The 22,199-nt window shown below is 70.6% G+C and carries 24 protein-coding genes; 4 read left to right on the top strand and 20 right to left on the bottom strand.

What is annotated here, in order from left to right; all coding sequences use genetic code 11:
- Positions 1 to 3 precede the first annotated feature (3 nt).
- Together ACIBSW_RS06770 and ACIBSW_RS06775 are read right to left on the bottom strand one after the other, a co-directional pair.
- The gene (locus ACIBSW_RS06770) at positions 4 to 3,300 is read right to left on the bottom strand and encodes a hypothetical protein (RefSeq protein ID WP_354718591.1); all 3,297 of its coding nucleotides are present in this window, start codon (positions 3,298 to 3,300) and stop codon (positions 4 to 6) included.
- A 13-nt stretch (positions 3,301 to 3,313) separates the two neighbouring features.
- Positions 3,314 to 5,959, bottom strand: coding sequence for a hypothetical protein (locus ACIBSW_RS06775; protein ID WP_354718592.1), 2,646 nt, complete (start codon positions 5,957 to 5,959; stop codon positions 3,314 to 3,316).
- A 258-nt stretch (positions 5,960 to 6,217) separates the two neighbouring features.
- On the opposite strand from ACIBSW_RS06775, the gene ACIBSW_RS06780 reads away from it, so the two are divergent.
- The gene (locus tag ACIBSW_RS06780) at positions 6,218 to 7,102 is read left to right on the top strand and encodes a CHAT domain-containing protein (RefSeq protein ID WP_354718594.1); all 885 of its coding nucleotides are present in this window, start codon (positions 6,218 to 6,220) and stop codon (positions 7,100 to 7,102) included.
- A gap of 6 nt (positions 7,103 to 7,108) precedes the next feature.
- Here the strand turns inward: ACIBSW_RS06780 and ACIBSW_RS06785 are convergent, their stop codons facing one another.
- Genes ACIBSW_RS06785 through ACIBSW_RS06825 form a run of 9 tightly spaced genes read right to left on the bottom strand, consistent with a single transcriptional unit; the run spans position 7,109 to position 11,077 of the window.
- Positions 7,109 to 7,240 carry a hypothetical protein gene (locus ACIBSW_RS06785; RefSeq protein WP_354718596.1) on the bottom strand — a complete coding sequence of 44 codons (132 nt, stop codon included), beginning with the start codon at positions 7,238 to 7,240 and terminating at the stop codon, positions 7,109 to 7,111.
- 29 nt (positions 7,241 to 7,269) lie between these two features.
- Positions 7,270 to 7,713: a hypothetical protein gene (locus ACIBSW_RS06790; protein WP_354718597.1), complete on the bottom strand. Its 444-nt coding sequence runs from the start codon at positions 7,711 to 7,713 to the stop codon at positions 7,270 to 7,272.
- Between the two features lie 21 nt (positions 7,714 to 7,734).
- Positions 7,735 to 8,220: a hypothetical protein gene (locus ACIBSW_RS06795; RefSeq protein WP_354718599.1), complete on the bottom strand. Its 486-nt coding sequence runs from the start codon at positions 8,218 to 8,220 to the stop codon at positions 7,735 to 7,737.
- A gap of 4 nt (positions 8,221 to 8,224) precedes the next feature.
- Entirely contained in the window at positions 8,225 to 8,500 is a 276-nt protein-coding gene (locus ACIBSW_RS06800; RefSeq protein ID WP_354718601.1) for a hypothetical protein, read from the bottom strand.
- Positions 8,500 to 8,919, bottom strand: coding sequence for a hypothetical protein (locus ACIBSW_RS06805; RefSeq protein ID WP_354718603.1), 420 nt, complete (start codon positions 8,917 to 8,919; stop codon positions 8,500 to 8,502). Before ACIBSW_RS06805 ends, ACIBSW_RS06800 begins: the two co-directional genes overlap by 1 nt.
- 11 nt (positions 8,920 to 8,930) lie before the next feature.
- Positions 8,931 to 9,689 (bottom strand): hypothetical protein, encoded by a 759-nt coding sequence (locus tag ACIBSW_RS06810; RefSeq protein ID WP_354718605.1) that lies wholly within the window; start codon positions 9,687 to 9,689, stop codon positions 8,931 to 8,933.
- The gene (locus ACIBSW_RS06815) at positions 9,689 to 10,141 is read right to left on the bottom strand and encodes a hypothetical protein (protein ID WP_354718607.1); all 453 of its coding nucleotides are present in this window, start codon (positions 10,139 to 10,141) and stop codon (positions 9,689 to 9,691) included. Before ACIBSW_RS06815 ends, ACIBSW_RS06810 begins: the two co-directional genes overlap by 1 nt.
- Positions 10,142 to 10,154: 13 nt before the next feature.
- Positions 10,155 to 10,760, bottom strand: a complete 606-nt coding sequence (locus ACIBSW_RS06820; RefSeq protein WP_354718608.1) for a hypothetical protein — start codon at positions 10,758 to 10,760, stop codon at positions 10,155 to 10,157.
- Positions 10,757 to 11,077 carry a hypothetical protein gene (locus ACIBSW_RS06825; RefSeq protein ID WP_354718610.1) on the bottom strand — a complete coding sequence of 107 codons (321 nt, stop codon included), beginning with the start codon at positions 11,075 to 11,077 and terminating at the stop codon, positions 10,757 to 10,759. The genes ACIBSW_RS06820 and ACIBSW_RS06825 overlap by 4 nt, the downstream gene beginning before the upstream one ends.
- A 131-nt stretch (positions 11,078 to 11,208) precedes the next feature.
- Here ACIBSW_RS06825 and ACIBSW_RS06830 point away from each other — a divergent pair, with 131 nt between their 5' ends.
- Positions 11,209 to 11,490 (top strand): hypothetical protein, encoded by a 282-nt coding sequence (locus ACIBSW_RS06830; RefSeq protein WP_354718612.1) that lies wholly within the window; start codon positions 11,209 to 11,211, stop codon positions 11,488 to 11,490.
- Positions 11,491 to 11,540: 50 nt separating this feature from the next.
- Here ACIBSW_RS06830 and ACIBSW_RS06835 read toward each other — a convergent pair whose 3' ends face one another.
- From ACIBSW_RS06835 to ACIBSW_RS06860, 6 genes are read right to left on the bottom strand one after another with little or no spacing between them, the layout of a single operon-like run.
- Complete coding sequence (locus ACIBSW_RS06835; RefSeq protein ID WP_354718614.1) at positions 11,541 to 13,016, bottom strand: phage major capsid protein; 1,476 nt, start codon at positions 13,014 to 13,016, stop codon at positions 11,541 to 11,543.
- Positions 13,000 to 13,815: an HK97 family phage prohead protease gene (locus tag ACIBSW_RS06840; protein WP_354718615.1), complete on the bottom strand. Its 816-nt coding sequence runs from the start codon at positions 13,813 to 13,815 to the stop codon at positions 13,000 to 13,002. The genes ACIBSW_RS06835 and ACIBSW_RS06840 overlap by 17 nt, the downstream gene beginning before the upstream one ends.
- Before the next feature lies 1 nt (position 13,816).
- A complete protein-coding gene (locus tag ACIBSW_RS06845; protein ID WP_354718617.1) occupies positions 13,817 to 14,026 on the bottom strand; it encodes a hypothetical protein in 210 nt (69 codons plus the stop codon).
- A 3-nt stretch (positions 14,027 to 14,029) separates the two neighbouring features.
- Positions 14,030 to 16,168 (bottom strand): phage portal protein, encoded by a 2,139-nt coding sequence (locus ACIBSW_RS06850; RefSeq protein WP_354718618.1) that lies wholly within the window; start codon positions 16,166 to 16,168, stop codon positions 14,030 to 14,032.
- Positions 16,169 to 16,185: 17 nt separating this feature from the next.
- Positions 16,186 to 17,868 carry a hypothetical protein gene (locus ACIBSW_RS06855; protein WP_354718620.1) on the bottom strand — a complete coding sequence of 561 codons (1,683 nt, stop codon included), beginning with the start codon at positions 17,866 to 17,868 and terminating at the stop codon, positions 16,186 to 16,188.
- Complete coding sequence (locus tag ACIBSW_RS06860; RefSeq protein ID WP_354718622.1) at positions 17,810 to 18,238, bottom strand: hypothetical protein; 429 nt, start codon at positions 18,236 to 18,238, stop codon at positions 17,810 to 17,812. Before ACIBSW_RS06860 ends, ACIBSW_RS06855 begins: the two co-directional genes overlap by 59 nt.
- Positions 18,239 to 18,548: 310 nt before the next feature.
- Here ACIBSW_RS06860 and ACIBSW_RS06865 point away from each other — a divergent pair, with 310 nt between their 5' ends.
- Positions 18,549 to 19,802 (top strand): PxKF domain-containing protein, encoded by a 1,254-nt coding sequence (locus tag ACIBSW_RS06865; protein WP_354718624.1) that lies wholly within the window; start codon positions 18,549 to 18,551, stop codon positions 19,800 to 19,802.
- Between the two features lie 246 nt (positions 19,803 to 20,048).
- Here ACIBSW_RS06865 and ACIBSW_RS06870 read toward each other — a convergent pair whose 3' ends face one another.
- From ACIBSW_RS06870 to ACIBSW_RS06880, 3 genes are all read right to left on the bottom strand, one after another.
- A complete protein-coding gene (locus tag ACIBSW_RS06870) occupies positions 20,049 to 20,360 on the bottom strand; it encodes a hypothetical protein (RefSeq protein ID WP_354718626.1) in 312 nt (103 codons plus the stop codon).
- A gap of 29 nt (positions 20,361 to 20,389) precedes the next feature.
- Complete coding sequence (locus ACIBSW_RS06875; protein ID WP_354718628.1) at positions 20,390 to 21,256, bottom strand: phosphoadenosine phosphosulfate reductase; 867 nt, start codon at positions 21,254 to 21,256, stop codon at positions 20,390 to 20,392.
- Between the two features lie 90 nt (positions 21,257 to 21,346).
- Complete coding sequence (locus tag ACIBSW_RS06880; RefSeq protein WP_354718630.1) at positions 21,347 to 21,757, bottom strand: hypothetical protein; 411 nt, start codon at positions 21,755 to 21,757, stop codon at positions 21,347 to 21,349.
- A gap of 157 nt (positions 21,758 to 21,914) precedes the next feature.
- Between ACIBSW_RS06880 and ACIBSW_RS06885 the strand changes: the two genes are divergently transcribed.
- Complete coding sequence (locus tag ACIBSW_RS06885; RefSeq protein WP_354718632.1) at positions 21,915 to 22,196, top strand: hypothetical protein; 282 nt, start codon at positions 21,915 to 21,917, stop codon at positions 22,194 to 22,196.
- Positions 22,197 to 22,199 lie beyond the last annotated feature (3 nt).

Below are 22,199 nucleotides of genomic sequence, written 5' to 3' on the forward strand. Positions count from 1 at the left end.
TCCCTACAGGGCTACGCGGGCGGGCCGCCACATCCGCACCGGTGTACCGGCGGGCTGCGGTTTGACGACCCGGTTTCTCGATCGGCGCACGGTGATCGGTTGCGGGCTGGTGGTCTCGACCGTGCTGGTGTCGACGGCGATCGGGTGGTCGATCGTGAAGACGTTCGACGCGGGCGGGGTGCCGCCGATCCGCACCCGGATGCGGCCGGTTGCCGTGTTCGCCGGCGAGGTGATCGGCTTCGCCAGGTGGGTCCAGACGCCGGCGTCGAGGGTGAACGGCGCGTCGCCCATGCCTCCGGTGGTGATGTAGACGCCGGAGGAGTCGAAGAACTCGACCGTGACGCGCACGTCGGACCAGCCGGCCGACGAGTGCACCCACGCCGCGACCAGGTAGGCCGTGTTCGGTGCGTAGGCGACGCCGACCCGGTTGGAGATGTTGCGGGCGGTCACCGTGGCCACGTCACCCGGCGGGGTGAGCACGAGTGCGCCGGTGCCGCGCTTGGCGAACCCGGGCGACCACGCGACGCTGCCGCCGTCCGGTGCGCCCCATCCCTCGACGTTGTCGTCGAAGGTGTACCCCTCATCGACGAATCCCGGGCCGAGAGCTTGCACCCGCTCACCGCCGACGTTGAGGTCGAGCGGGTACGAGGCCACATTCGTCGTCCAGGTGCCGGCGGTGTTGGCGAGCTCCAGGACAGCGCCGAGCGCGTCGACGGGGTCGGCGAGCGTGGTGGTGGCCGAGCCGATCCGGGCGGTACCAATGGTACCGACTTGCCAGGGCCGCGCCGGGGAGCAGTTGAGCGTGACGACGAACTCGAACACGCTCAGGGCCATGGTGTAGCCCTCGACGATGAGGTCGACCTCGTCGCCGAGCACCTCGTCGGGCGGGTTGACGATGGTGACCCGCGACCCGACCCGCAATGACAGGATCTTGGCGAACAGTTCGGGCCGGGCGGCGACGTCGAGCACGATCCGCGGCCAGCGCATCTCATCGTTGACGCCGAGGGAGAGCCGCCAGTTGGCGTGCGCGACGAGCCGGGTGTCGTCGGGCAGGTTCAGCGTGGCCGAGTCGTCGTAGCGGCCGTTCGCGTCGATGTGGGCCTGGTCGATGGCGCGGGCCGAGCTGCCGCCGTCGCGGCTGATCGTCCAGTCGTTGCGCACGAGCGCGTCGTCGTCGGTGGGCTCCGGCGGTTCACCGACATCCCCCTCACCGCCACCGCCACCGCCACCGCCACCGCCACCGCCACCGCCACCGCCACCGCCACCGCCACCGTCGCTGTCGTCGCCGGTGGTGACCATGTCGAAGTCGAGCCCCAGGTCGACGCCGGCGTTGAACTTGGCGCCGCGCGGCTTGTACGCCAGACCGGCGCCGAGCTCGCGCAGCGTGCCCATGTCGGCTTTCTCGGCCTCGCGGACCAGTTCGATGAACGCCGCGGGTCGCTGCCGGCCGAGGGGTTCGGAGTCGCCGGGCTCGATGAAGACCGGTACGCCCTCCTCGCCGCACAGCCGACGGATCCGGTCGGCTGCCCGCTCGCGCAAATACCCCCACGCCGCGGTGATGAAGTCGTAGGAGACGAACTCAAGGTCGGGATGCGCGGCGTAGATCATGTGCCCGACGAGTCCGTTGATCCAGCCGGTAGCGCCGGTCAGCTTGGCCTGTGACACCGTGCCCGGCGTGCCCGGGTAGGTGGCGGTACCGACGTTGACGCCGAGGCCGTAGAACGTCACGACCGCCGGGTCGACCAGGGGGTAAAGCCAGCACTCAAACGACGTGTTCGCGCCGCTGCGGGTGAGCTTGACCTGGTAGGCCATCCACCGGCGGGGGTCGATATTCGCCGGGGTGATCACGGCCGCCGAGCCGAGCACGACCGTCCCGTCGGCGTTCAGGCCGCGGCAGGTGAAGGTGTCGACGGAGATCAGGAACTCCCACGCCTTGACGGTGCCGCCCGGCGTTTCCAGCCGAAAAAGCTGGAACTCGACCGGGGGCAGCGCGGACAGCTTGACGAAGATGACGAACGCCCACCCGTCAGGTGCGGTGTGCGGCGGCGCCTTCGCGGTGACGGTGGCGGCCGCCGACATCGTCGCTACCGTGGTCGCCCCGGGAAGGCTGTCGTCCTCGCCGAACGTCACACCCCGCGTGTTGGCCGGCGGGGAGCCGGTGACCAGCGACGCGGCGAACACGTCGGAGTCTTCGCCGTCCTCGAACGGGATGTAGATCCGCGGCTGGTTGGCGAGCATCTGGCGCACCAAAGGTGAGCGCAGCGGTGCCGGGCCTTGCGCCAGCCGGCGCAGCACCCCGGCGGCCACGATCGGCGTCCAGGCGTCGCGGCCGGTGATGTCCCACCGCGGGGGCCATTCCGGGACGGTGCCGGTCATCAGGTCGAACTCGCCGGCGAAGTCGTCGACGAGCACGTGCGGCGCCGTGTCGGTGTTCCCGGCGCCGGCGCTCGCGCGCAGGCCGATCGTGCCCGGGGTGACCATTTCGCTGATCGTCCGGGCGATGTGCCAGCCGGCCGGCTCCACGCTCGTGGTGGCGTTCCAGCCCTTAATGCTGACGTAGTTGCCTTGCAGCCGAAACCGCAGCCGGTACGTGTCGCCGATGTTGTGCGCAAGCACGGTCGCCGCGGTGTTGAGCAGGTAGAGCCGCCCGTCGGCGCGGGCCACGTACAACACGATGTTGATCCCGGCGCCGGCGGTGAAGGCCAGCGACGCGACGTAGCCGGTCCAGGTGGTCCCGGCGATGTGCCGGTAGCGGGCCGTGGTCCCGGCGTTGATCGGGCCACCGGCAGGTGTGTACGGCACCCGCACGGTGATCGTGACGTCGGAGTCGAGCGCGGCCAGGCCGTCAATCTGCGGCCGGCGGGAGAACGCCTGATCGGGCAGGTCGACACGTAGGGTGCCGCCGGCGACGGTGTAGTCGCCGGCGGCGCCGCCGAGCACGATCCAGTCTTGCCCGGTGTCGGTGGTGCCGAGCCCGGCCGCGACGGTGCGGTCGAAAGTGTCGGTGACGCCGTCGAGCGCGACCCTGATCGGGGTGTTGCGGCGCAGGTTCGGATACCACCGGCCCATCGGGTTACGGGTCGAGTAGTGTCCGCCCTTGTTGTTGATGCTCATGCCGGCCTTGCTGGCGTCGATCGTGGCGCCCTCGTCGGCCCGGCCTACCTCGATGCTGATGCCGTCGCGGACCAGCACGTCGCCGGTGATGTTGACCCACTGCCACACGGTGGGGTCGCCGGCCGGGTTGGCACCCGGCGCGGCGTACACCTTGACCGGCAAAGGGGTTGCGGGGAACGCGGGCACCGTTCACCCCCTTTCACCGGGTTGCGGGGATGAGGTTGTCGACGCGAATCCACTTACGGATCAGGCGTTTGAGCTCGCCGTCGCCGCCGCGGACGTCGACGACGATCCGCAGCACCCCGCCGCCCGCACCTGCGCGGCTGCCGCGCAGCGGCTCGACGGACGCGCCGGCGGGTAGCCAGACGCGTTCCATGCCTCGCTCGCCGACGTTGGCGAAGCCGGCGGTGCGGGCGGTGCCGCCGGTCGCCAGGTACGGAATGTTCGGGGTGTTGATCGAGATCCCGGGTACGGAGACGCCAGCGAACGAGAACCCGGGTAGCCCGATGCTGAAGTTGTTCCACTTGGCGATCACCCAGTTCAGGGCGGCGCGGAAGCCGGACTTCAGGCCGGACCAGATGCCCGACAGGCTCGCACCGATCCGGCCGGGGATCTTGCGGAAGAAGCCGACCAGCGAATCCCAGTTCTTGACGATCCAGCGGATGGCCAGACCGACCGGCCCAGTCAGGATCGACAGCAGCAACGGCCAGTTCTTGCGCACCCACGACCAACCGCCCTTGATCGCGCCCCACACTGCGGAGAAGGCGCCGGTCACGATCTTGCGGAAGGTCGCCGACCGGGTCCACAGCAGGTACAGGCCGGCGGCGACGGCGACCAAGGCGATCACGATCAGGCCGAGCGGGTTGGCGGACATGGCCACGTTGAGCAGCCATTGACCGGCCGCCGCCGCCTTGGTCGCGGCTGAGGTCGCCACGAGCGCGACCTTTTGCGCGACCATGCCGACCACGGCGCGGCCGCGGGCCAGCACGCCGCCGTTGGTCGCCGCGGTGTCCGCGGTCGTGGCGATGGCGCTGCCGCGGCTGGCCGCCGCGACTTGCGCGTGCGCGGTGGTGTTGGCGCGCAGCGCGGCCGTGAGACGCCAGTTGGTCGCCACCTCGACGGCCTTGAGCGGGATCGACGCCACGGCGACGAGGTTCCCGGCGACCTGTGCGGTCTTGACGATGGCGAACCCTGCCGCCAGGTAGGGCAGCATCGCGGCCAGCTTGCCGGAGTTGTCGGCGAGGAACCCCATCACGACGCGGGTCACGTCGAGGGTGTCGCGCAGCGACCCGCCGCCGCCGGACGCGTCCGCCATGGACGCGCGGAAGTTGCCGAACGCCGCCGCCAGCGAGGGCAGCAGTTGCCCCACGCCCGACAGGATCGCGCGCAGGTTCGACAACACCGTCTGGATCTTCGCCTGCCCGGCCGCGGAGTTGAGGAACACCCGTAGCCGCGTCGTCAGGGCGGTAATCGTGGCGAGCAGTTGCCGACCGGAGTCGGCGCCGCCGCCGCGCAGCAGCGCGGCGAGGATGCCGACGACGTTGCCGGCGATCGTGCCGAGCTGCTTGAGCACGGTGGCGCCCTGGCGCATCCAGCCGACCATGCGGCCGGACTCGCGGGCCGCGGTCGACCAGCGGTCGAAACGCTGGGCCAGCGACAACACCCACGCGCCGAGCTGCGGAAGGAACTGCGAGCCGACGACACCCCACGTGCGGAACGCGCTGATGACCGGCGCCACCGACCGGGCGAGCAGCCCGGCGGTCCGGTTGGTGTTGCCGAGCGTCGCGTCGATGTCCTGCGCGAACTTCTTCGACGTGGCGAGCTTCGCGGACTCGCGCACCGCGAGGTTGAAGCTGCCGGCGAGCTCGACCAGCCGGACACGCGCGGTCGAGAGGTAGGTGCCGGACAGTGCCCGCAGGTCACCGGCGACGCCGTCCCACATCCGGTTCTGCACGGCCTGTTGCACCCGGCGCCACGCGGGCAGCAGGTCGAGCAGCGTCCGCACGACCGCGCGGGCGTTCGGGGCGAGCCGGGCCATGGCGTCGGCCTGGGCGTTGACGCCGCCGCCCCCGCCGCCGGTGCCCTTCTGGGCCTTGGTGAGCGCGTCCTGTGCGTCCTTGACGGCCTGCACGGCGTCGGCCTCGCGCTGCCGGGCGGCCTTGACCTCGTCGGAGCCTTCAACACCGGCCTTGTTGGCGTCGGCCTGCTCGTCCTTGAGTTCCTTGGTGCGCTTCTTGGCGTTCTCCAGGGCGTACTCGGCCTGTTCGACGGCGAGCGCGGCGTCGCGGTACTGATCGGCCGCGCCGGGGCCGCGGGCCATCGACGCCTCTTCGAGGCGCTTCTTGGCGTCGGCGAGCGCGTTGGTGGCCGCTTCCTCGTCCAGCTCGGCGCCGCGGATCTCGTGTGCGTACCCGGCGAGCCGCTCCGCGGCGCTCTTGCGCGCGTCGTTGAGTGCCTCTTGCGCGTCGCGCGCCTCGCGCTGCGCCTGGGCGACGCGCCGCTCGGCGCCGGCGACGTCACCGAGAATCCGGGCCGCGCCGCCGCCCGCGCTGCCCGTGGCCTTCAACGCCGCGCCCATCCCAGCAAAGCCGAGACCGAGCGCGCCGATCACGGCGATGCCGCCGAGACCCACCGCGGAGAGCGAGCCGAGCAGGCTGATGGCCGGCACGACCGCGGACGCCAGGGCGAGCGCGTGCGCGGCCGCGGACGCGAACCCGGCGCCGAGCGCGACCTGACCGGCCGCCGCCAGCAGCGACGCCGCTCGCACCCTGCGGCCGACGCCCTCGACGACCGCGGTGGCCTTGTCCTTGCCGATGATGTTGAACACGAGAGAGGTGTCAGACATGACGTCACCACCCCCCTTTGATCCTGGCGATCTGACGGGTCTCATCCGGAAGGCGTCAACTGGCGCCACCTGGACTTGGACGGCCGAGCATGTCGTGACAATGCGGTATTCGGCTTCAGGCGGCGCGCGTTATCCGGCGCACGAAGCGAATCATTCTCACAATTACCAGGGCTGATTGGCGGCAGAGGGAGGGTATAAACTACTGATCACATACCAGTTAGCAGCGAAGCTTTCGGGGGTCCGGTGTCCTTTTCGTCCATGCTGCGTCAGATTGGCCAGACCGTTACTGTCGTTCGGGACGCGCCCGGGGGACAGACCCGGATGGACGTTCGCGCCTCAATTCAGGGCCGTAAAGGGTTCTTCGAGGTAGATACGGACCTGGAAGAAGGAGATCTGATTGAGCAGGCGATTCCCGGAGGGAAAGTCGTCGTACACCGGGTCACCGACGTAGCGCACCACATCGGCCCGGCGCGCTTTCAGGGAAATCACATTGAGGCGCAACTCAGCAAGGCTCCGCAGACTCCTCAACCACGCACCGTCGGGGGTCCCGAAGCCCTGAGAATTCTGTACCTCACCGCCGCTCCGAAATCGGACCTCCGCATGGATGTCGAGGTGCGGGAGGTGGGCACAGCGATTCGAGCGGCGACACACCGGGATATGGTCGCGTTCGAGATGATGCCAGCCGCGACCGGTACGGATCTACTTGATGGCTTAACTCGCTTTCGTCCTCATGTCGTCCACTTCTCCGGACATGCGAACGAAACTGCGCTGAGCTTCGACTCGGGTGACACTGGCGCAGGCTTCGGAACGCCCATGAAGGCCGCCACTTTCGTGAGAGCGATCGAGGCAGTGGACCAACGACCACGTCTGGTCCTATTGAATGCCTGCAAATCGGCGGCACAGTTGACGGCACTGACAAGCGCAGTATCCGCCGCTATCGGAATGAACGACAGCATCCGCGATGATGCGGCTATTAGGTTCGCTGCCCGGTTCTACGCAGCAATCGCAGAAGGTCAATCTCTCCTAAGTGCTTTGAAGCTCGGCCAGGTGGAGCTTGATGTTCGCGGTATCGCCGGCGCGGACCTGCCGACGCTAGAGACGGCACAAGGCATCGACCCGGCGTCCCTCTTTCTTCTTCAGTGACCGCGTTCAGTTCTCCGCGGCCGCTGCGGCGGCCGCTTCGGCGTCCTGTTTGCGTTTGAGTTCGTCGAGTTGCTCGACCGCTTGGTGTACCTGGGCGTAGGTGAGCTGGTCGACGTCGGACGGGGAGAGGTGCAGCACTTCGGCGAACGCGAGCCAGTAACGTGCGACTAGCTCGCCGTGTGGGCTTTTCCCGCTGCGTCGTCCGGGTCCTGGTCGGGGTGCTTGCGGCGCCATTCGGCGAGCGACATGTCGATCATCATGAGGGCCTGTTCGACGTCGTCGGGGTGCAGCCCGCCGGATTCGGCCATCTTGATTACCTGCTCGCGCTGCTCGACGAGCTCGCCGGCGTCGAGCTCTAGCACGACCTCGCCGTCGGCGAAGTCGACCTCGTCGAACTTGCGGAATGGATGCTGACGGCGCTCGAAGGTCCAGAGCAGCGCCCGGCGGGCGAGCGCGGAGCCCTTGAGCAGGGCCTCGCGGAACTCGGAGCCGAAGGCCATGCCGCCGGTGCGCTTTTCGATGGCCTCGATTTCCTTGGAGCGCAGGTGTTCGAGCTTGAATTCGTAGACGGTCGGTTCGTCCTGGCCGGCGGGGTGGTAGGTGAGCAGCACGATTCGGAACCTCTCGGGTGGTTAGCGGATGCGGCCGGCGATGCGGTCCGCCATGTCGTCCATCGCCTCGTGGCATGCCTGCGCGTAGTGGGGCCGGCCGGGCTGCAACGTGGACTCGAAATACGGTTCGCCGCGCTGGCGAACCGAGCGGCGCCCGTAGACGGGCCGCCGGAATGTCTGCTGGTTGAACCGCTTCGGGGCGTTGGCGAACTGCCGCGGCATGGTCCGGCGGCCGATAGAGATCCGTACGCCGGTCAGGCCGGGCTCTAGGCGGACCTCGACGCGGACGGCCTGGGCGATGGCCCGGCGGATCGAACCGCCGTTGCGGCGCCCGCCGCGCGACGGGATGGCCATCACGCGGGCTCGGACCGCGTCGGCGCCGGGGCGGGCGGCCCGTTCGAGGTTGCGGGCCAGCCGGGTCCGGAACCGCGCCGAGCCTTCCGCCTCCAGCGCGCGAGCAAGCCGGTTCAGCGCTTCCGGGAGGTCGGTGCGGAACTCTGCGGGCACGGCCTCACCCCGCCGGCGCCTGGTCGGCTGCCGCGGCGGGGGCCGGCGGCGTCCAGCCGAGCTGTTGCAGCACCGTCGCGGTGGTGTCGTCGACGACGACGTCGGCGTCGACCTCGAGGACGGCCTTGCGGGTGATGACGAAACGCAGTTCGAGGCGCGGCAGGCTGCCGGGGGTGGCGCGCAGGTCGATCCGGTTGATGGTGCCGGCCGGCACCGGGACGCCGTCGAGCGAAACGGTGGCGTCCTCGCCGGTGCCGATGATCTGGACGTGCGCCCGCATCAGGCGACCGCCCGCGCGACGGCGCCGGACGTCGGCCAGGAGATGTCGAACTTGTTGACGCTGCCGACGTCGCCGGAGATCGGGCTGTACGACTTGGGCAGTACCAGGCCGGACCACTGCGGGTTGGACGGTCCGATCGGTGCGGTGGTGGGTCGGACGGTGAACGGGATCGGTACCCGCCCGATGATCCAGTTCCAGGTGAGTTCGTCGAGGTCGGCGGGCGCGTAGTCGTTGAAGAACGCGGCGTTGAGTTTGGCGTCGAGCAGACCGCCCGTGCGCTTCTTCCACTGGCCGCCGAACACGGTCACGTCGAGTTCGTCGACCTCGACCGGCATCTCCAGCTTGCTCGCCTTGGTGGCCAGCGCGGCGGCGCCGAGGGTGAGCGCGCAGTCGGTCAGGACGAGGATTCCGGTAGGCACTGGGTTGCTCCTTACGCGGGGGCGACGCCGAGCGTGGCGGCGAAGAGGAATGACGGCGTGCCGCCCGTGACGGTCCAGCGCACGCGGTAATGCATGTCCGTGACCGGGCCGGCGGCGCGCAGCAGTTGCCCGGTCTGCGCGGCGGTGGCGGGGACGAACGCGAGGCGCTGCACGGGGGTGGTGAACGCCGGGTTGTCGTCGGACTCGACCAGCACGGACAGCGCCGGCGTGCCGGTGCCGCCGACGGAGAACACGTGCAGCGCCGCCCACAGGTGGTTGCCGGCGGGGATGCCGGCGGCGAACACGAGGGCGTCGCCGGTGCCGGCCGCGCTGCGCACGACGGTGTGCGGGTGGGCGACGCGGCCGCGGACCAGCGGCCCGGAGCCGTTGAGGGTGGCGTCGAACGGCGCCAATTTGCCGTGGTCGCCGAGGAAGCTGTATTTGCTTTCGAGCGATTGGCCGGACCAGGCGAGATCGCCTACGGCGCCGGTGCCCTTGACGAAGGTCCAGACGTCGACGGCGCCGAGTCCGGACCACAGCGCGTCATCGACCTTGGACGGGTCGCCGGCGAACCAGTGCCCGGAAAACCCGGCCTTGAAGTCGAGGACCGTGGCCCGGCGTGCCTTCCACCCGGCGTCGGCGGGGTTGTCCGGCTCGAACACCGTGGCGTCGGCCTCGTCCGCCTCGACCGTGAAGTCGACCTTGTTGGACTGGCCGGAGAAGTTCACGCCGCGGCCGAAGATCCGGGCGTTGATCAGTACGTCGGCCATCAGCCCCGCCCCCACACCCGCACGGTGAACCGCGCGCCGAGGTAGTCGACGCCGCCGACGTCATAGACGCCGTAGCCGAACCGCTTGGCGACCACGAGCGCGTCGACCAGGCCACCGAGCGTCCGGTCGGCCTCAAGCGCCGCCTTGACCGATCCGGGGCCGGACGGGCGCAGAAACCGGCGCAGCAGCGGGTGCGCGAGATCGCCGTCGGACGCGCGGGAGACGTAGAGCCGGCACGTGTACTGCGGCGATTCGAGGGCGCTGCCGAAGTCGTCATCGAACGTTTCGTCGTCGCCGATCTCGACCTCGCCGACCTCGAAGGTCGGCGGGTCGATCTCGTCGCGGGCGAAACCGTGCGCGTTGAGGGCCAGCGTCGGATTGCCGTCGGGGTCGTCGTAGGTGCAGGTCCGGGCGGCCGCGGCGAGCGCCTCGGCGATCAGGTCGTAATCCACAGGTGGTGCGCTCCTAGGCCGCAGACGGAAGGCGGAAGGCGTCGAGAAGCGCGCGGACGTCGGGGTCGGACGCGGCGACCCGTACCGGACCCCATTCGCCGACGCCTTCGACGCCGGTCGACGAGTCCTTGCGCTTGTAGAGGCGATTGGCGAGCAACTTGGTGGCCTCGCGGATGTCGCGCGGGATGACCGGCCAGCCCCACTCCGCGGTGACCCGCACCCGGTCGGTGCCCCACGCGCCCGGATCGGCAAGTAGCGAGGTGACCGGCCGCAGACGGTCGAGGGCGGTGTCGGGCTCCAGGTCGACGGCGCCGGTGATCGTGCGCCAGCTACCGCCGCGGCCGGTGCGGACCTCGACCAGCGCCGGCGCCGCGGCGATGTCCTCGACGAGCAGCTCGTCGCCGTCGCCGCACGAGACCACCCGGTCGCGCACGCGGAACACCCGGGCCGTGGCCGGGGTGCGGTAGAAGATCCGGCCGCCGCAGTACGTCTCGACCGCCCGGGACGCGCTTTCGAGGGCGTCGAGCAGCAAAGTGTCACGGCCGGTGTTCGTGCCGGCCGACATGCCGAGCTTGAACAGGTCGAGGGGGTAGTAGAGAACCGGCCCCGGATCGGTCACGGGGTCGGGACCGCGCGGCGCCGGCGCGGCCGCGGCGCCGGGACGTCAGCCGGGGCCGGCGGGGCGGGCTCATCGGCCGGGGCTGACGGCTGGGGTTCGTCGATGGCAGGCGCGAACGGGGTGTCGTCGGCGACCGGGGCGTCGGTGATCGGTGCGGCGAGCACGGTCGGCGGTGGGCCGAACATCGACGGGTACGCCGCGACGAGCGGGTCGTCGGCCCGGTACTCGTCGCCGAGGCCGATCCGGACCTCACGGCCGTCGAAGCCGACGAACGCGGTACCGCGGGCACGCACAATCGGGGCGGTGGGCTGGGACATGGGCGGAACCTCCGGGCGGGTCGGTCACGCCGCGGGCCGGGCCCCGACGTGGATGGTCGGTGCCGGGTGGAACTGCGCGGGAAAGCCGTGTCCCGGCCGGCTGGGGCTAACCCGCGCAGGGAATCGAACAGGTGTTCTATGATCGTCTGATGGGTCAGACTCGGCCGGAACGCGAGGTGCCGCTAGCGCGCACTACGTACGTCGCGGCTGCCCGTGATTTCGTGGCGGCGATGGCCGGTTACATCGCGGCGCCGCCCCCGCTGGAAAGCCGCAGCGGCACCGATCTACCCGCGTGGAGCCGCCGGGACGTTCAGGTCGTGCTCACGCTTCAGGAGGCGGTTAACCGCCTGGTCGAAACCCGGCGTACCTATGATCAACTCGCACGGCGGACACGGCACGTGCCGCCGCGCTGAGGCTCGGCGCACGGCCCGACCCGCCAGTCGGGCCGTGCGTCGTTACTCGTTCAGCCCAGCGGCGTCGTGGCCGGCGCGGTGGAGAGCTGCAACAGCCGGAACGCGTCGGGGTCGACGACGTCGGAACCGACGCGCCAGAACGCCGCCCATCCGGCCTTGCCGTTCGCGCGACCGTTGGCGCCCTTGAGCATCGGGTCGTACTGCACGCTCATCCCGACGCGGTCGACGATCACGAAGTGCTCGAAGTTGCCCGCGAGCAGCACGTTGGCGCCGGCCGCAACCGTGCTTGCCATGCTGGACGCCTCGTTCGCCGATGCGCCGAGCAGGTTAGCGGGGATGCCGACGCCCATGTCGGCCCAGAACGCCGACCCGCCGGACGTGTCGAGCTGCTTGACCTTGTTATAGATCCGCTTGTGCGCGAGCCACTGCGCCCGGTCGGAGTCCCGCGCCCGCAGCGCGTCAGAGACCGCGTACACGTCGGCCTGCGCGAGCGCGCCGTTGGCCGCGGACGCGACCAGGCACCCGGCCACGCTGGCGATCCGGGCGACGACACCACGCGGCCGGGTGGCGCCGACGTTGCCGGTGGCGAACGCCTGCCCCTCGTGGATCTGCTTCTGATCCGCGAGGAGCCGGCCCAGCGAGGAGGCGAACCCGGAGTCGGCGAGCATCTGGTAGGTGCCCTCGACCCAGATGTCGGCGGCCTGCGGGGTGATGGTGGGCTGGCCGAAGGTCGGCGACCCGTCGGGGAACTCGCCGCCCTCGGCGGTCCACGCCGAGCTGACACCAGCCGAGGTGACGCCGTTCCACGTGTCGGTGGCGATCTGCTTGATGGTCGACAGCCGGCGCAGCGGGTCGACGATGCCCGCGTTCGTGAGGATGATCGTCGGGTCGAGGGTGAACGGCACCAGGTAGCCGCCTTGCGCGTCGACGAGGGTCATGGTGGCGCGCAGGATCTCGCCGGGGTGCCCGTCGCGCATGTACGCCCGGAACGCCTCGTGGTACTCGGCGGAGCCGGTGCACAGCACGTGCCGGGCGATGTGCCCGGCCTGGCGGTTCTCGTCGCCGTCGTCGACGGTCACGAGGTCCTCGACGTGCGCGCGGGCCACATCTGTCATGTGCGCCGGTGCCCGGTCGATGGCGTACCGGGCCCGCTCGATGACGTCGCCGTCGTCGAAGCGGCCGGCGCGGACCAGGTCGAGCCGGTCGTAGATGCTCTCGTCGGACCGCCGGACGTGCGGCGCTCCGACGCGGCCCCGGGTGATCTCCTTGGCCGGGCGGCGGGCGCCGTCGCCGGGCTCGGCGTCCGGGCCGTCGAGCGCACGGGAGAGGATCTCGGCGCGCTGCGCGGCCTGCTTGGTGGCCTCGTCGAGCTCCGCGTTGAGGGCCTCCCACTCGGCCGGGATCGCGTCGGCGGCGCGGGTGACCTGCTCGTCGGTGGGCTCGTCGAGCTCGCCGAGCTCGGCCAGCTCGCTCTGAAGGGCCGCCATGGCGGCGCGGATGATCTCGGGCTTACGAACCTTGGGCATTGGTGCTCGCTCCTAGGTGCAGGGTCGCCAGGCGCACACGCGCGCGGGCGATGGCGAGCCGACCGGAGTGCCCGGATTCTGCGGGCGGGTCCTCGGCGCCGGATCCCGAACGGTCGGGAGTGGCGGGTACCGCGTCCGGGTCGTCGCCGAGACGCTGGTCTCGGTTCGGAGTGGTCGCGGTGAGCGCGCGGACGAGGTCGGCGCGCGCTTCGGGATGGAGGGCGGCGAGTTCGCCAGCGAGGTTGGCAATCGACCGCACGGCGAGGATCTCGGCGCCCGCGTAGATCGGAGCGGGGGTGGGGCCGTACTCGGAGAGGCCGAGCTCATGGCGGACCACGCGGGGCAGCTTGCCGCCGGGGCCGGGTCGCGGGATGCGACCGTTCGGCGATGAGCGGATGATCCGGCCGCGGAAGCTCTGGCCGCGGATCTCCTGATTGCGGATCGACTCCAGCACCTGATCGGCGACGGGCCCGCGGTTGTAGCGGCTGACGGTGCGCAGGCCTCGGCCGTCGACGCGGACGTCGACCGCGCGGGCGATCGGCACGGACAAAGCGGCGTCGGGTTTGCCGGTGAGCGGGTTGACGCCGTGGTTGTAGAACACGCCGATCCGGTCGATGCCGTGCGACAACGTGCGGTTGAACGCCGCCCGGTTGATCTCTTCGGAGTAGTGGCCGTGTTGGTCGCGGACCTCTACCGGGTCGTCGAAAACCGCGGCGTACGCCTCGACGGTCCTGCCGTCGCCACTGCGCAGGATCTCGATACCGTCGAGCGCGAACGTCCGGTCGTAGGTCAGGTGCACGTCACGGCTCCCTCGCGGTGTCGTCGTCGTGGTCGACGTCGCCGGGCGCCGGTGGCCGTTCGGCGAGGTACGCGCCGACCCACGCCAGCGCGAGCGCACGCTCTTGCGGGGTGCGCTGCGCGGCGTAGGGGCAGGCCGTCACCGGGCCGCCGGCCGCCGCGGTGGCGTGGCCGGCGGCGCCCGCGGCGTCGAGCTCGGTTCGGGTCGGCACCGGTCACACTCCAAAGTCGCGGCCGTTGCCGCCTAGCCGGATCTGTTCGAGTTCGGCGCCGTCGCCGCCGTAGATCCGGTGCCGGAATTCGGTGAAGGTGATCCGGCCGCCGTTGTCCTCCCACCAGCGCTTGAGTTCCTCGCTGGCGTGCTTACGCGCGCGGACGGACGGTCCGGAGAACAGCGACACCGGATGAATGCCACGCCCCTGCGCCTCGCCGGTCAGCAGGTGACCACGGGTTTCGGTCTCCGCGGCGAGGTACCGCAGGTGGGTCCACTCGTCGTACGCACGGCGTACGGCCTGCCGGCGGGTCTCCCCGGTGCGGCGCTCGGCGTCGATGAGCGCGAACCGCTGCTCGCGGCGCAGCTTCTCGGAGTCGCGGCCGTAGACGTCGGCGTACGCGGCGAGGTAGTCGGCGCCCGCGGCGACAAGGTCGGTGATCCGGTCTTGGCGCTGCCGTTCGGCGGAGTCGCGGCGGTCCCACTCGTCGCCGATGCGCTCGAAGGCGCGTTCGTCGGGGGCCGGCTCGTGCTGGATGTCGGCGAACAGCGCGTCGAGGCGCTCGTCGCGCAGCTTGCCGAGCGGGATCAGCCCGTCGGCGATGTCGGGTGAGCCGATCTTGCGGAAGCGGCCGCGGTGGTCCCGCGGGTGCAAGTCCGGATCGAAGCCGCGCAGTAGCTCGAGCCGCTCGTCGGCGTCGAGGGGTTCCCCCAGCCACGCCCGCATGAGCAGGTCGGCGAGCCGTGCCCGCGCGGCGTCGCCGCCGTCGCTGGCGTCCGGGGCGTCGGTGGCGTCCGGGTCGTCGTCCTGGTCCTCGTCGTCGCCCGGGTCGGCGGGGTCAGCCGGCGCGGCCGGCGGCGCCGCTTCGGATGCCGGTTCGTCGGTGCCGGGTGGGCGTAGCTGCACGGAGTAGAGCCCGGAATGATCGAGTAGCGACAGGTCACCGCTGGCCACGTAGGCGACGGCGCTCTCCCATGTGAAGCCAGCCGCGGTCAGCGTCGACAGGGTGCCCGCGTTGGTCTGCGCGGTCTGCGCGGCTTCCTGCTCCGACTCTTGCAGGGCAGCGATGTCGGTGACGTCGTACCAGAGCTCGCAGCCGTCGGGGACGTCGACAAGGTTTGCGAGGGCGGCGAACGCGCCGCGCCACAAAGGGCGCATGGTCTGATCGGCGAACCGGCGCAACGCTTGCCGGTACATCGACCACGCGGCGCTATCGAGGCCTTCTTTGAGGCCGGCGACGATGGCGGGGACCTGCGCGGCGACCGCCATCCGGTTCTCGCCGGCGGCTTGCAGCTCGTCGAACTGCACGTCGCGCATCTGCGCGCCGACGACTTGCAGGTCGGCGCCCTCGTCGAGAATCAGCGTCCGCCCGGCCTTGTCCGGGCCGCCGTGCCGGGCGTTGATCCGGTCACCGATCCGCTTGACCTGATCCGGCGACATCTTGCCGCTGTACTTGATGACCATGTTCGGCGTCGCCGCGTTGCGGAAGAACATCTCTCGGTGCTCGGTCATCGACAGATCCGCGTTCAGCTCCCGCATCGCGGGGGTGATCCACGAGACGCCGCGCCAGTTCGCCAGGGGGTCAGGGATCGGCGCCCAGTGCGCCACCTCGGCGACCGGGAAGAAGTCGATGTCGCGGTCGGGGTCACCGACCGGGTCGTAAACGATGCCGATGACCGTGCGGAGCTGGTGGCCGTCGTCGGCCTCGACTACCTCGCTGACGATGGTGACCCAGTCCGGGCGCAGCCGCTCAAGCTGGTCGCCGGCATCACGCACGTAGGCGTTACCGGCGAGGCTGGCGTCTTGCTCCATGCGGGCGAGCAGGTCGGCGAGGGTGCCGTTGGGCCACGGCCGTTCCAGCTTTTCGAGGGCGTCCGTGCGTTCGAGTTTCTTGGTGTCGCGGTGGCGAAACGTCGCGCGGGCCTCGGTGAACAGCAGCATCCGGGCCAACATCAGCCCGAAGATCACGGAGTTGCCGGCGAACGCCTTCTCCGCGAACTGCTGATAGGAGGAGAGGACGCGTTCGGCGTTGGGCTCGCCGTAGGTCTGGAACATGCCGGCCCACGCCTGCCGGGCGGCCTGCCGGGCGCCACCGGCGCGGAGTTTGGCCCACGCCTGCCGCAGGGTGTCGAGCACCGACACGGGGCCTCCTACCAGGGTTAGACGTAGTAGGCCGCGGGCTCGAAATCGGCGGCGAGCGCGTCGACGCACTCGTAGTAGGCCCAGCGGGCGTTACTGCCGGCGACAAGCGGGCTGATGTCGCAGGACGCCAGCCGGCGGCCCCACGCGACGGCGTCGCCGAGGGGTCGGAACTTGACGCCGGCGACAGCGTCGTTGAGCGCCGGGTCGTTGGCGTGGCGCATCCGCAGGCCGCGGGACGCGTCGACGAACTGCCCGACGCTGGCGGCCACATCGCGGGACTTCAGGAGCACGATGTCGCCGCGGGTGTGCGGCACCTCGGCCCGGTGCGGGAACCCCTCGGAGATCCGGCGGCGTTCGCGTTCCTCAGCGGTCAAGATGCCGGCCTTGCGCAGCTCGTCGAGCAGGGCCGCGGCGCTGCCGGCGCTGTCGATACCGATAGCGACCGGGTCGAGCTGCTCGATCAGTTCGAGCAGCCTCGGAATGATCCAGTCGGTGCCGGCGGCGTAGGAGACCACCTTGAGGTGACCGAGACCGTCGTCGCGCACGCCGTAGAGCAGGATCGCAGCGCGGTCGCGCATCGGCGTCACGTCCAGGCCGAGCGCGATATCACCGGCGCGTTTGCTGGCCGGGTCGCACATCGCCACCCAGACCCGCGGGTCGATCGGCGGCGGATCCTTCTTCGCTACCCGCGCCGGCCAGATACCGAGCCGTTCCCGGGCGAACCCGGGGTCGGTCATCGCCCGGCGTTCCCGGTCGGTGAACCGCTGCGTGATGCGATAGCCGTGCGCCGGGTTGGCCCGCCGGTGGTTCGCCCGGTCGTCGAGGTCGATCTCCGGGCGCGCGCAGTCGGTCTTGCAAGCCTCGCTGTGCGCCAGGTGGTCCAGGTCGCCGGCGAGGCCGAAGTCGAAGTAGGCCAGCTCCGGCGCCGGCTCCGGTACCGGCTCGTCCGGGTGGTCCGGGTCCGGTTCGGGCTCGCCGCGGTCGCGGATGCCGAACATGACCTCGCCGGACTCGTACGACAGCGGCGGCGAGCTCGCGTAGATGATCTGCGGATTCGTCCGGGCCGACATGGTCGGCATCAACGCCTCGATGATCTCCGGCGTCAGCGCGAACGCCTCGTCAAGGATGATGAGGTCACCGGAGAAGCCGCGGCCGCTGCCCTTGGATCGGGCGATGAAGCGGATGCGCTGGCCGGTGTCGAGGCGCTCGACGCCTTCCTCGCCGTTGGTGTTGGTCACCTTGACGCGGATCACGGTCGGCTGGCCGTGCTCGTCGGGCGGGCCGTCGATCTCGTACAGGGTTTCGGAGATCTTGCGGCCGAGCTTGCCGAGACAGGCAAGCAGCCGGCGGAACGCTTCGAGGGCGGTCTTGTACTCGTGCGCCGAGTGCATGATCAGTTGCTCGCCGAGCAGGAACAGCCCGGCGAGCTCGCGGGCCTCGATGATCCCGCCCTTGCCGTTCTGCCGCGGCACCCAGACCGCGACCTCGAACGCCGTGTAACGGCCGAGCGCGTCGACCCCGAGCGAGGCGGTGAGGACGTCGTCCTGCCACGGGTCGAGCACGAGGCCGGCGGCCGCGGCCAGCTCCCGGGCGAGCGGGCCGTAGCTGTAGACGTACGGCGGGACGACCCGAACGCGAGGCTTACCCTGCTCGCGGTCCAGGTCCAGCGCGGACGGCGCGGCCGATGATGCTGGAGACACCGGCAGGCACCTCCGCAGCAGTCGGCGGGGCCGGGGCAGGTTTGCCGGTCGGCGCGGCCGGGCCGGTGGTGCGCAGCCGCAGCTCGGCGACGATGCTGGTCAGCCGACCCTGTTGCTGGCGGGCCTCGGACAGCGCGGCGTCGATCACGACGGCGACCTCGCTGCGGCCTTCGAGCTCCGCGGCCAGGGTGATCCACTCGTTGCCCTTGCCGCGGATGACACCGTCCAGGCGCTCAAGCCGATCAGCGGTCCGGCACGCCTCGGCCAACAGGAGCAGCTCAAGCGGGCCGAACCGCGCCCCCGGGGCGGCGGTGACGTCCTGCCAGAGTTTGCGGCCGCGTTTGTCGAGGCCGGCAGGAGCCATGGTCACTGCCCCACCGTCCCTTCGGCGTCGATGACGTGGCGCGCCGCCGCCGCTGGCCGCGCCGTTCACGCCGGGGACCACCATGGACAACGAGCAACCCACCGCACTGCGCAACTGTCCACACTGCGGGCGCCCGTCGCGATCGTCGCCCTGCTCGCTACCTCGCCGCCGCTCAGGTCGAAATACCCAATTGGGTCACTATAAACGCTGAAACCAACCGATAAACTCCGTCCATCCAGGTGCGGAGTTACGTCGAGCAGACCTGGGGATTCCGCGGGGCCGCAGGGGCCGCATCAACCGAACAGTGGGAAAAGCTATGACGGAGAACCACGTGCCAGTCAAGAAACGTGATGTGTTCCGACGGCATCTGATCGGCAGAGTGGCGGTCGTTGCCGGTCTGGCCGTCGCGGCGGCCGGCGCCGCCCCGGCGGCGGCCTATGCGGCGTTGCCGCCCGGCTGCACCCAGAGCGGCAGTACCGTGACGTGCCCATTCGCGTACACGGGAGCCGAGCAGACGTTCGTCGTGCCGACCGGCGTGACAGCGCTGTCGGTCACCGCAGTCGGCGCCGCGGGCGGCGGCGGGTTCGCGACCGGGTCACCCGGGCGCGGTGGTGTCGCCTCGGCCACGCTCTCCGTGACGCAGGGTTCGACGCTGTACGTCGAGGTCGGCGGAGTGGGCGGGGATCTCACTGATGGTCCCAGTGGGGCCGGTGGATTCAACGGCGGGGGGCAGGGCGACGGCGGTGATCCTGGGGCCAACGGGATGCCCGGTGGTGGTGGCGCCAGTGATGTGCGGACCGTCAGCGGCGGCGCCAATCCGGCAAGCACCGGGCTGAGCTCCCGCCTGATCGTCGCCGGTGGTGGCGGCGGCCTCGGGCGCAGCGGCAACGGCGGCGCCGCCGGTCAACCCGGGGGCGATGCCGGTGCAGGAGGTGGCGCGGGCGGCGGCGCGGGCACGCAGACAGCAGGCGGCGCCGGGACGCCGCCAGGGACAGACGGAACGCTGGGGCAGGGCGGCGTCGGCGGCCCACCACCGGACACCACGTTCATTCCCGCGAACCGTGGCGGTGGCGGTGGTGGCGGCGGCCTGTACGGCGGTGGTGGCGGCGGCAACGCCGCCGGCGGCGGCGGCGGGTCGTCGTTCGTGCCCGCGGGCGGCACGACCGGCGTGACCAGCGATCCAGCCTCGGTCGTGATCTCCTACCAGGCGCAGAAGTACACCTTCGCCGGGTTCATTCTCCCGACGCTCAACCCGCCGGCAGTCAACATCTTCCTGAAGAGTGGTGGCCAGTGGGAGCTCAAGTGGCGACTACGCGACAAGGCGGGGGCCGTCGTCTCCACACTCTCGGCGGTCACGTCACTCACCTACAAGTCGACCAGTTGCACAAGGTTCTCCACCGACCCCACAGGGTCGACGCCGGCTGACTCGACCGGCACGGGACTGACCTACAACACCACGACCAAGACCTACCGCTTCCCCTGGAAGACACCGACGACGGCGGGCTGCTACACACTGTTCCTCACCCTGGACACCGGCCAGGTCTTCCACGCCTACTTCCGCCTGCATTAAAGACGCAACTACCGGCCGGGTCCGTAACGCGAACGGCACCTCTCTCGTCAAGCCATCGGCAGCAGAGAGGTGCCGTTCGTGGCACAGCCCCTACCGGCCGCCCACGGGTTGGCCCATCGCCACCGGCGTGATCGAGGGAACCCGTCGGGTCCGGGGTTTTCCCAGCTCATCGCGGGGGGAGAGGTGGGAGACCCTGGGCGTGGGGTCAGCCGGCCGCGTACGCCGGAAATCCGACCCCCACCCCCGCTACAGAGCGCCGGCGTCGACGTGGATGTCGAACGTCATGGGCTTGAGCGCTGCCCCGTCGCGTGCCAAGGCGTGGCGTACCCGCGCGCCCTTGCGTCCGTTGCAGCGACGATGCGCCAGACGTAGTCCGGCCCTGTCGAGCAGTGCCCCGCCGAGCTGCCGTTCGTGTACGTGGTCGGCGGTGCGGGACATGGGGTGCGTGCGCGGCAAGGTCTGGTCGACGTATCCGCCACACAGGTAGCAGTGGGTTTCCTCTGCGTAGACCTGGTGGGTGAGGCGCCGGTACGGGCGTCCCTTGAGGCCGGTGGGCATCGGACCCCCGATGTGGGTCGCCGGAAGCGTCAGGTCCAGCAGGCGCCGTTGTCGCAGGTGATGTCATCGGCCGGGGCGTCCAGGCCGGGCAACGTGTCCTGCGCGGCGGGGACGGCATCGGACAACGGCCGGTTGAAGCGGGTCAACCAGACGGGATCGCGGCCGAGCCGGGCCCGGCGGACGTTGAGGGTGGATTCCAGGTCGCACGCGCGGGCGAACAGCGCGGGATCGTCGCGGCGCCGTTCGGCCCAGGTTTGGGGCCGGGTGAAGGGGCAGAACCAACAGGCCGATTTCCCGGGTGCCGGCAGGCCGGCATCGGTGATGATCCGCAGGCACGCGGAACGGTCGAGCCGCAGGTCGAGCAGCGGGTAGACGACGCGTTCGTGTGGCTGCTCGCGGCGGTTGTGCGCGCGGTGGATCTCGTCGAGCGAGATCCCCACGGCGACCGTCGCCGGGCGGGCCGCGGTCGCGCCGTGCTGGCGCAGCCACCGACCCATCACCCGGATTTTGAAATCGGCGGTACAGGATCGCGTGCCCGGGGCGCCGTTGGACATGCGCACGGGGATCGGCAGCGAGCGGGAGCCGGGGCGGGTGAGTCTGCCGTACAGGGTTTCGGTGGTGCCGTCGCGGCGCACCCGGTCGAGCGCGACGAGGTCGAGGCCGTGGGCTTGGGCGTACGGGCGGGCGACCTGGCGCAGATAGGCGAGGGTCGCGGGGTGCTCGGAGTCGTTGCCGACGTTGGCGAACACGAACGTGCGGACGTCGATGCGGCCGGTGGCGGCCAGCACGAGCAGGGCCGTGGACTGCACGCCGCCGCCATACGCCACGACCTTCAACCCGGCCGCCGGTCCGGGCTCTCGGACCGGTTCGGGGGCGGGCCCATGGGTGCCGGACATGCGCACACCTCCGCTGCGGGATGCGGCGCCGCGTCGGGCGCGAGATGTGGCGGGGCGCCGGACGGTCGAGCCGTCCGGCGCCCTGTCGGCTTACTCGCTGTAGGAGTAGGCGGCCGTGAGTAGTTCCTCGAAGATCGTCGTGTACTCGCTGCGGGCGCCCCAGCGCTCGACGATGCGGTCGGTGTCCTTCCACCTCAGGAAACCGAGCAGGTGGCGCCGGAACGCCTCAGTCGTCGTCTTCCACGCTTCGCTGTAGGCGGCCGTGTCGACGATGCACAGGGCCGCCGAGGAGATCGCGGCCTCGATGTAGAACCCGCCGTCGAACCGCTGGTGGTTGGTCAGGTCGATCGCGGCCAGGCGCAGGATCAGCGCCACGTCGACGACCCGCGTCTCGAACGGGCAGGTGGCGCTACAGGGGCTGTCGATGTGTGCGCGGCAGCCGACGCACTCGTTGTTGGGGGTGAACATGGGTTCCGCTTCGGGCCGCATACGCTGGCGCATGGATGTTCCCTTCGCACGCAATCGGGGATGTCCAGGCCCGGCCGGTGTTCCCGCACCGTCCGGGCCGCCTTATATCCCCAATCTTACAGGAACTTCTTACGACCTGCATAGATGCTTATCCGTAGAAGTTCCTGTAAGGCTGCGTTAGGGTGGCTTCATGACCGATCGCCACAGCGCGGAACACCTCGAAGCGGTGCGCCGTGTCCGGGTCGAGTCCGGGCGCCTGGGTGGGCGTCCGCAGACCCCGCCCCCGGCCGAGGTGGTGCAGCGGATCGTGTCCGCGGTGGAGGCCGGCGACGGATGGTCGAGGATCGCCGCGGCGCTGAACGCCGACGACACGGTGCCGCCGCCCGTGGGCGGGTCGAAGTGGTGGGCCTCGTCGGTGCAGCGGGTCTACCGACGGGCGACCGGCGTCGACCCCGACCGGCCCGCGACCTGACGG

Source organism: Actinoplanes sp. NPDC049668, assembly GCF_044465445.1.
Lineage (GTDB): Bacteria > Actinomycetota > Actinomycetes > Mycobacteriales > Micromonosporaceae > Actinoplanes.

Bases quoted from the DNA above. Each gene is read 5' to 3' on its own strand.
- ACIBSW_RS06885 (WP_354718632.1), top strand. From the start codon at position 21,915: ATGACCGATCGCCACAGCGCGGAACACCTCGAAGCGGTGCGCCGTGTC.
- ACIBSW_RS06880 (WP_354718630.1), bottom strand. From the start codon at position 21,757: ATGCGCCAGCGTATGCGGCCCGAAGCGGAACCCATGTTCACCCCCAAC.
- ACIBSW_RS06825 (WP_354718610.1), bottom strand. From the start codon at position 11,077: ATGTCCCAGCCCACCGCCCCGATTGTGCGTGCCCGCGGTACCGCGTTC.
- ACIBSW_RS06800 (WP_354718601.1), bottom strand. From the start codon at position 8,500: ATGCGGGCGCACGTCCAGATCATCGGCACCGGCGAGGACGCCACCGTT.
- ACIBSW_RS06870 (WP_354718626.1), bottom strand. From the start codon at position 20,360: ATGCCCACCGGCCTCAAGGGACGCCCGTACCGGCGCCTCACCCACCAG.
- ACIBSW_RS06835 (WP_354718614.1), bottom strand. From the start codon at position 13,016: ATGCCCAAGGTTCGTAAGCCCGAGATCATCCGCGCCGCCATGGCGGCC.
- ACIBSW_RS06775 (WP_354718592.1), bottom strand. From the start codon at position 5,959: ATGTCTGACACCTCTCTCGTGTTCAACATCATCGGCAAGGACAAGGCC.
- ACIBSW_RS06865 (WP_354718624.1), top strand. From the start codon at position 18,549: ATGACGGAGAACCACGTGCCAGTCAAGAAACGTGATGTGTTCCGACGG.
- ACIBSW_RS06810 (WP_354718605.1), bottom strand. From the start codon at position 9,689: ATGGCCGACGTACTGATCAACGCCCGGATCTTCGGCCGCGGCGTGAAC.
- ACIBSW_RS06875 (WP_354718628.1), bottom strand. From the start codon at position 21,256: ATGTCCGGCACCCATGGGCCCGCCCCCGAACCGGTCCGAGAGCCCGGA.
- ACIBSW_RS06780 (WP_354718594.1), top strand. From the start codon at position 6,218: ATGCTGCGTCAGATTGGCCAGACCGTTACTGTCGTTCGGGACGCGCCC.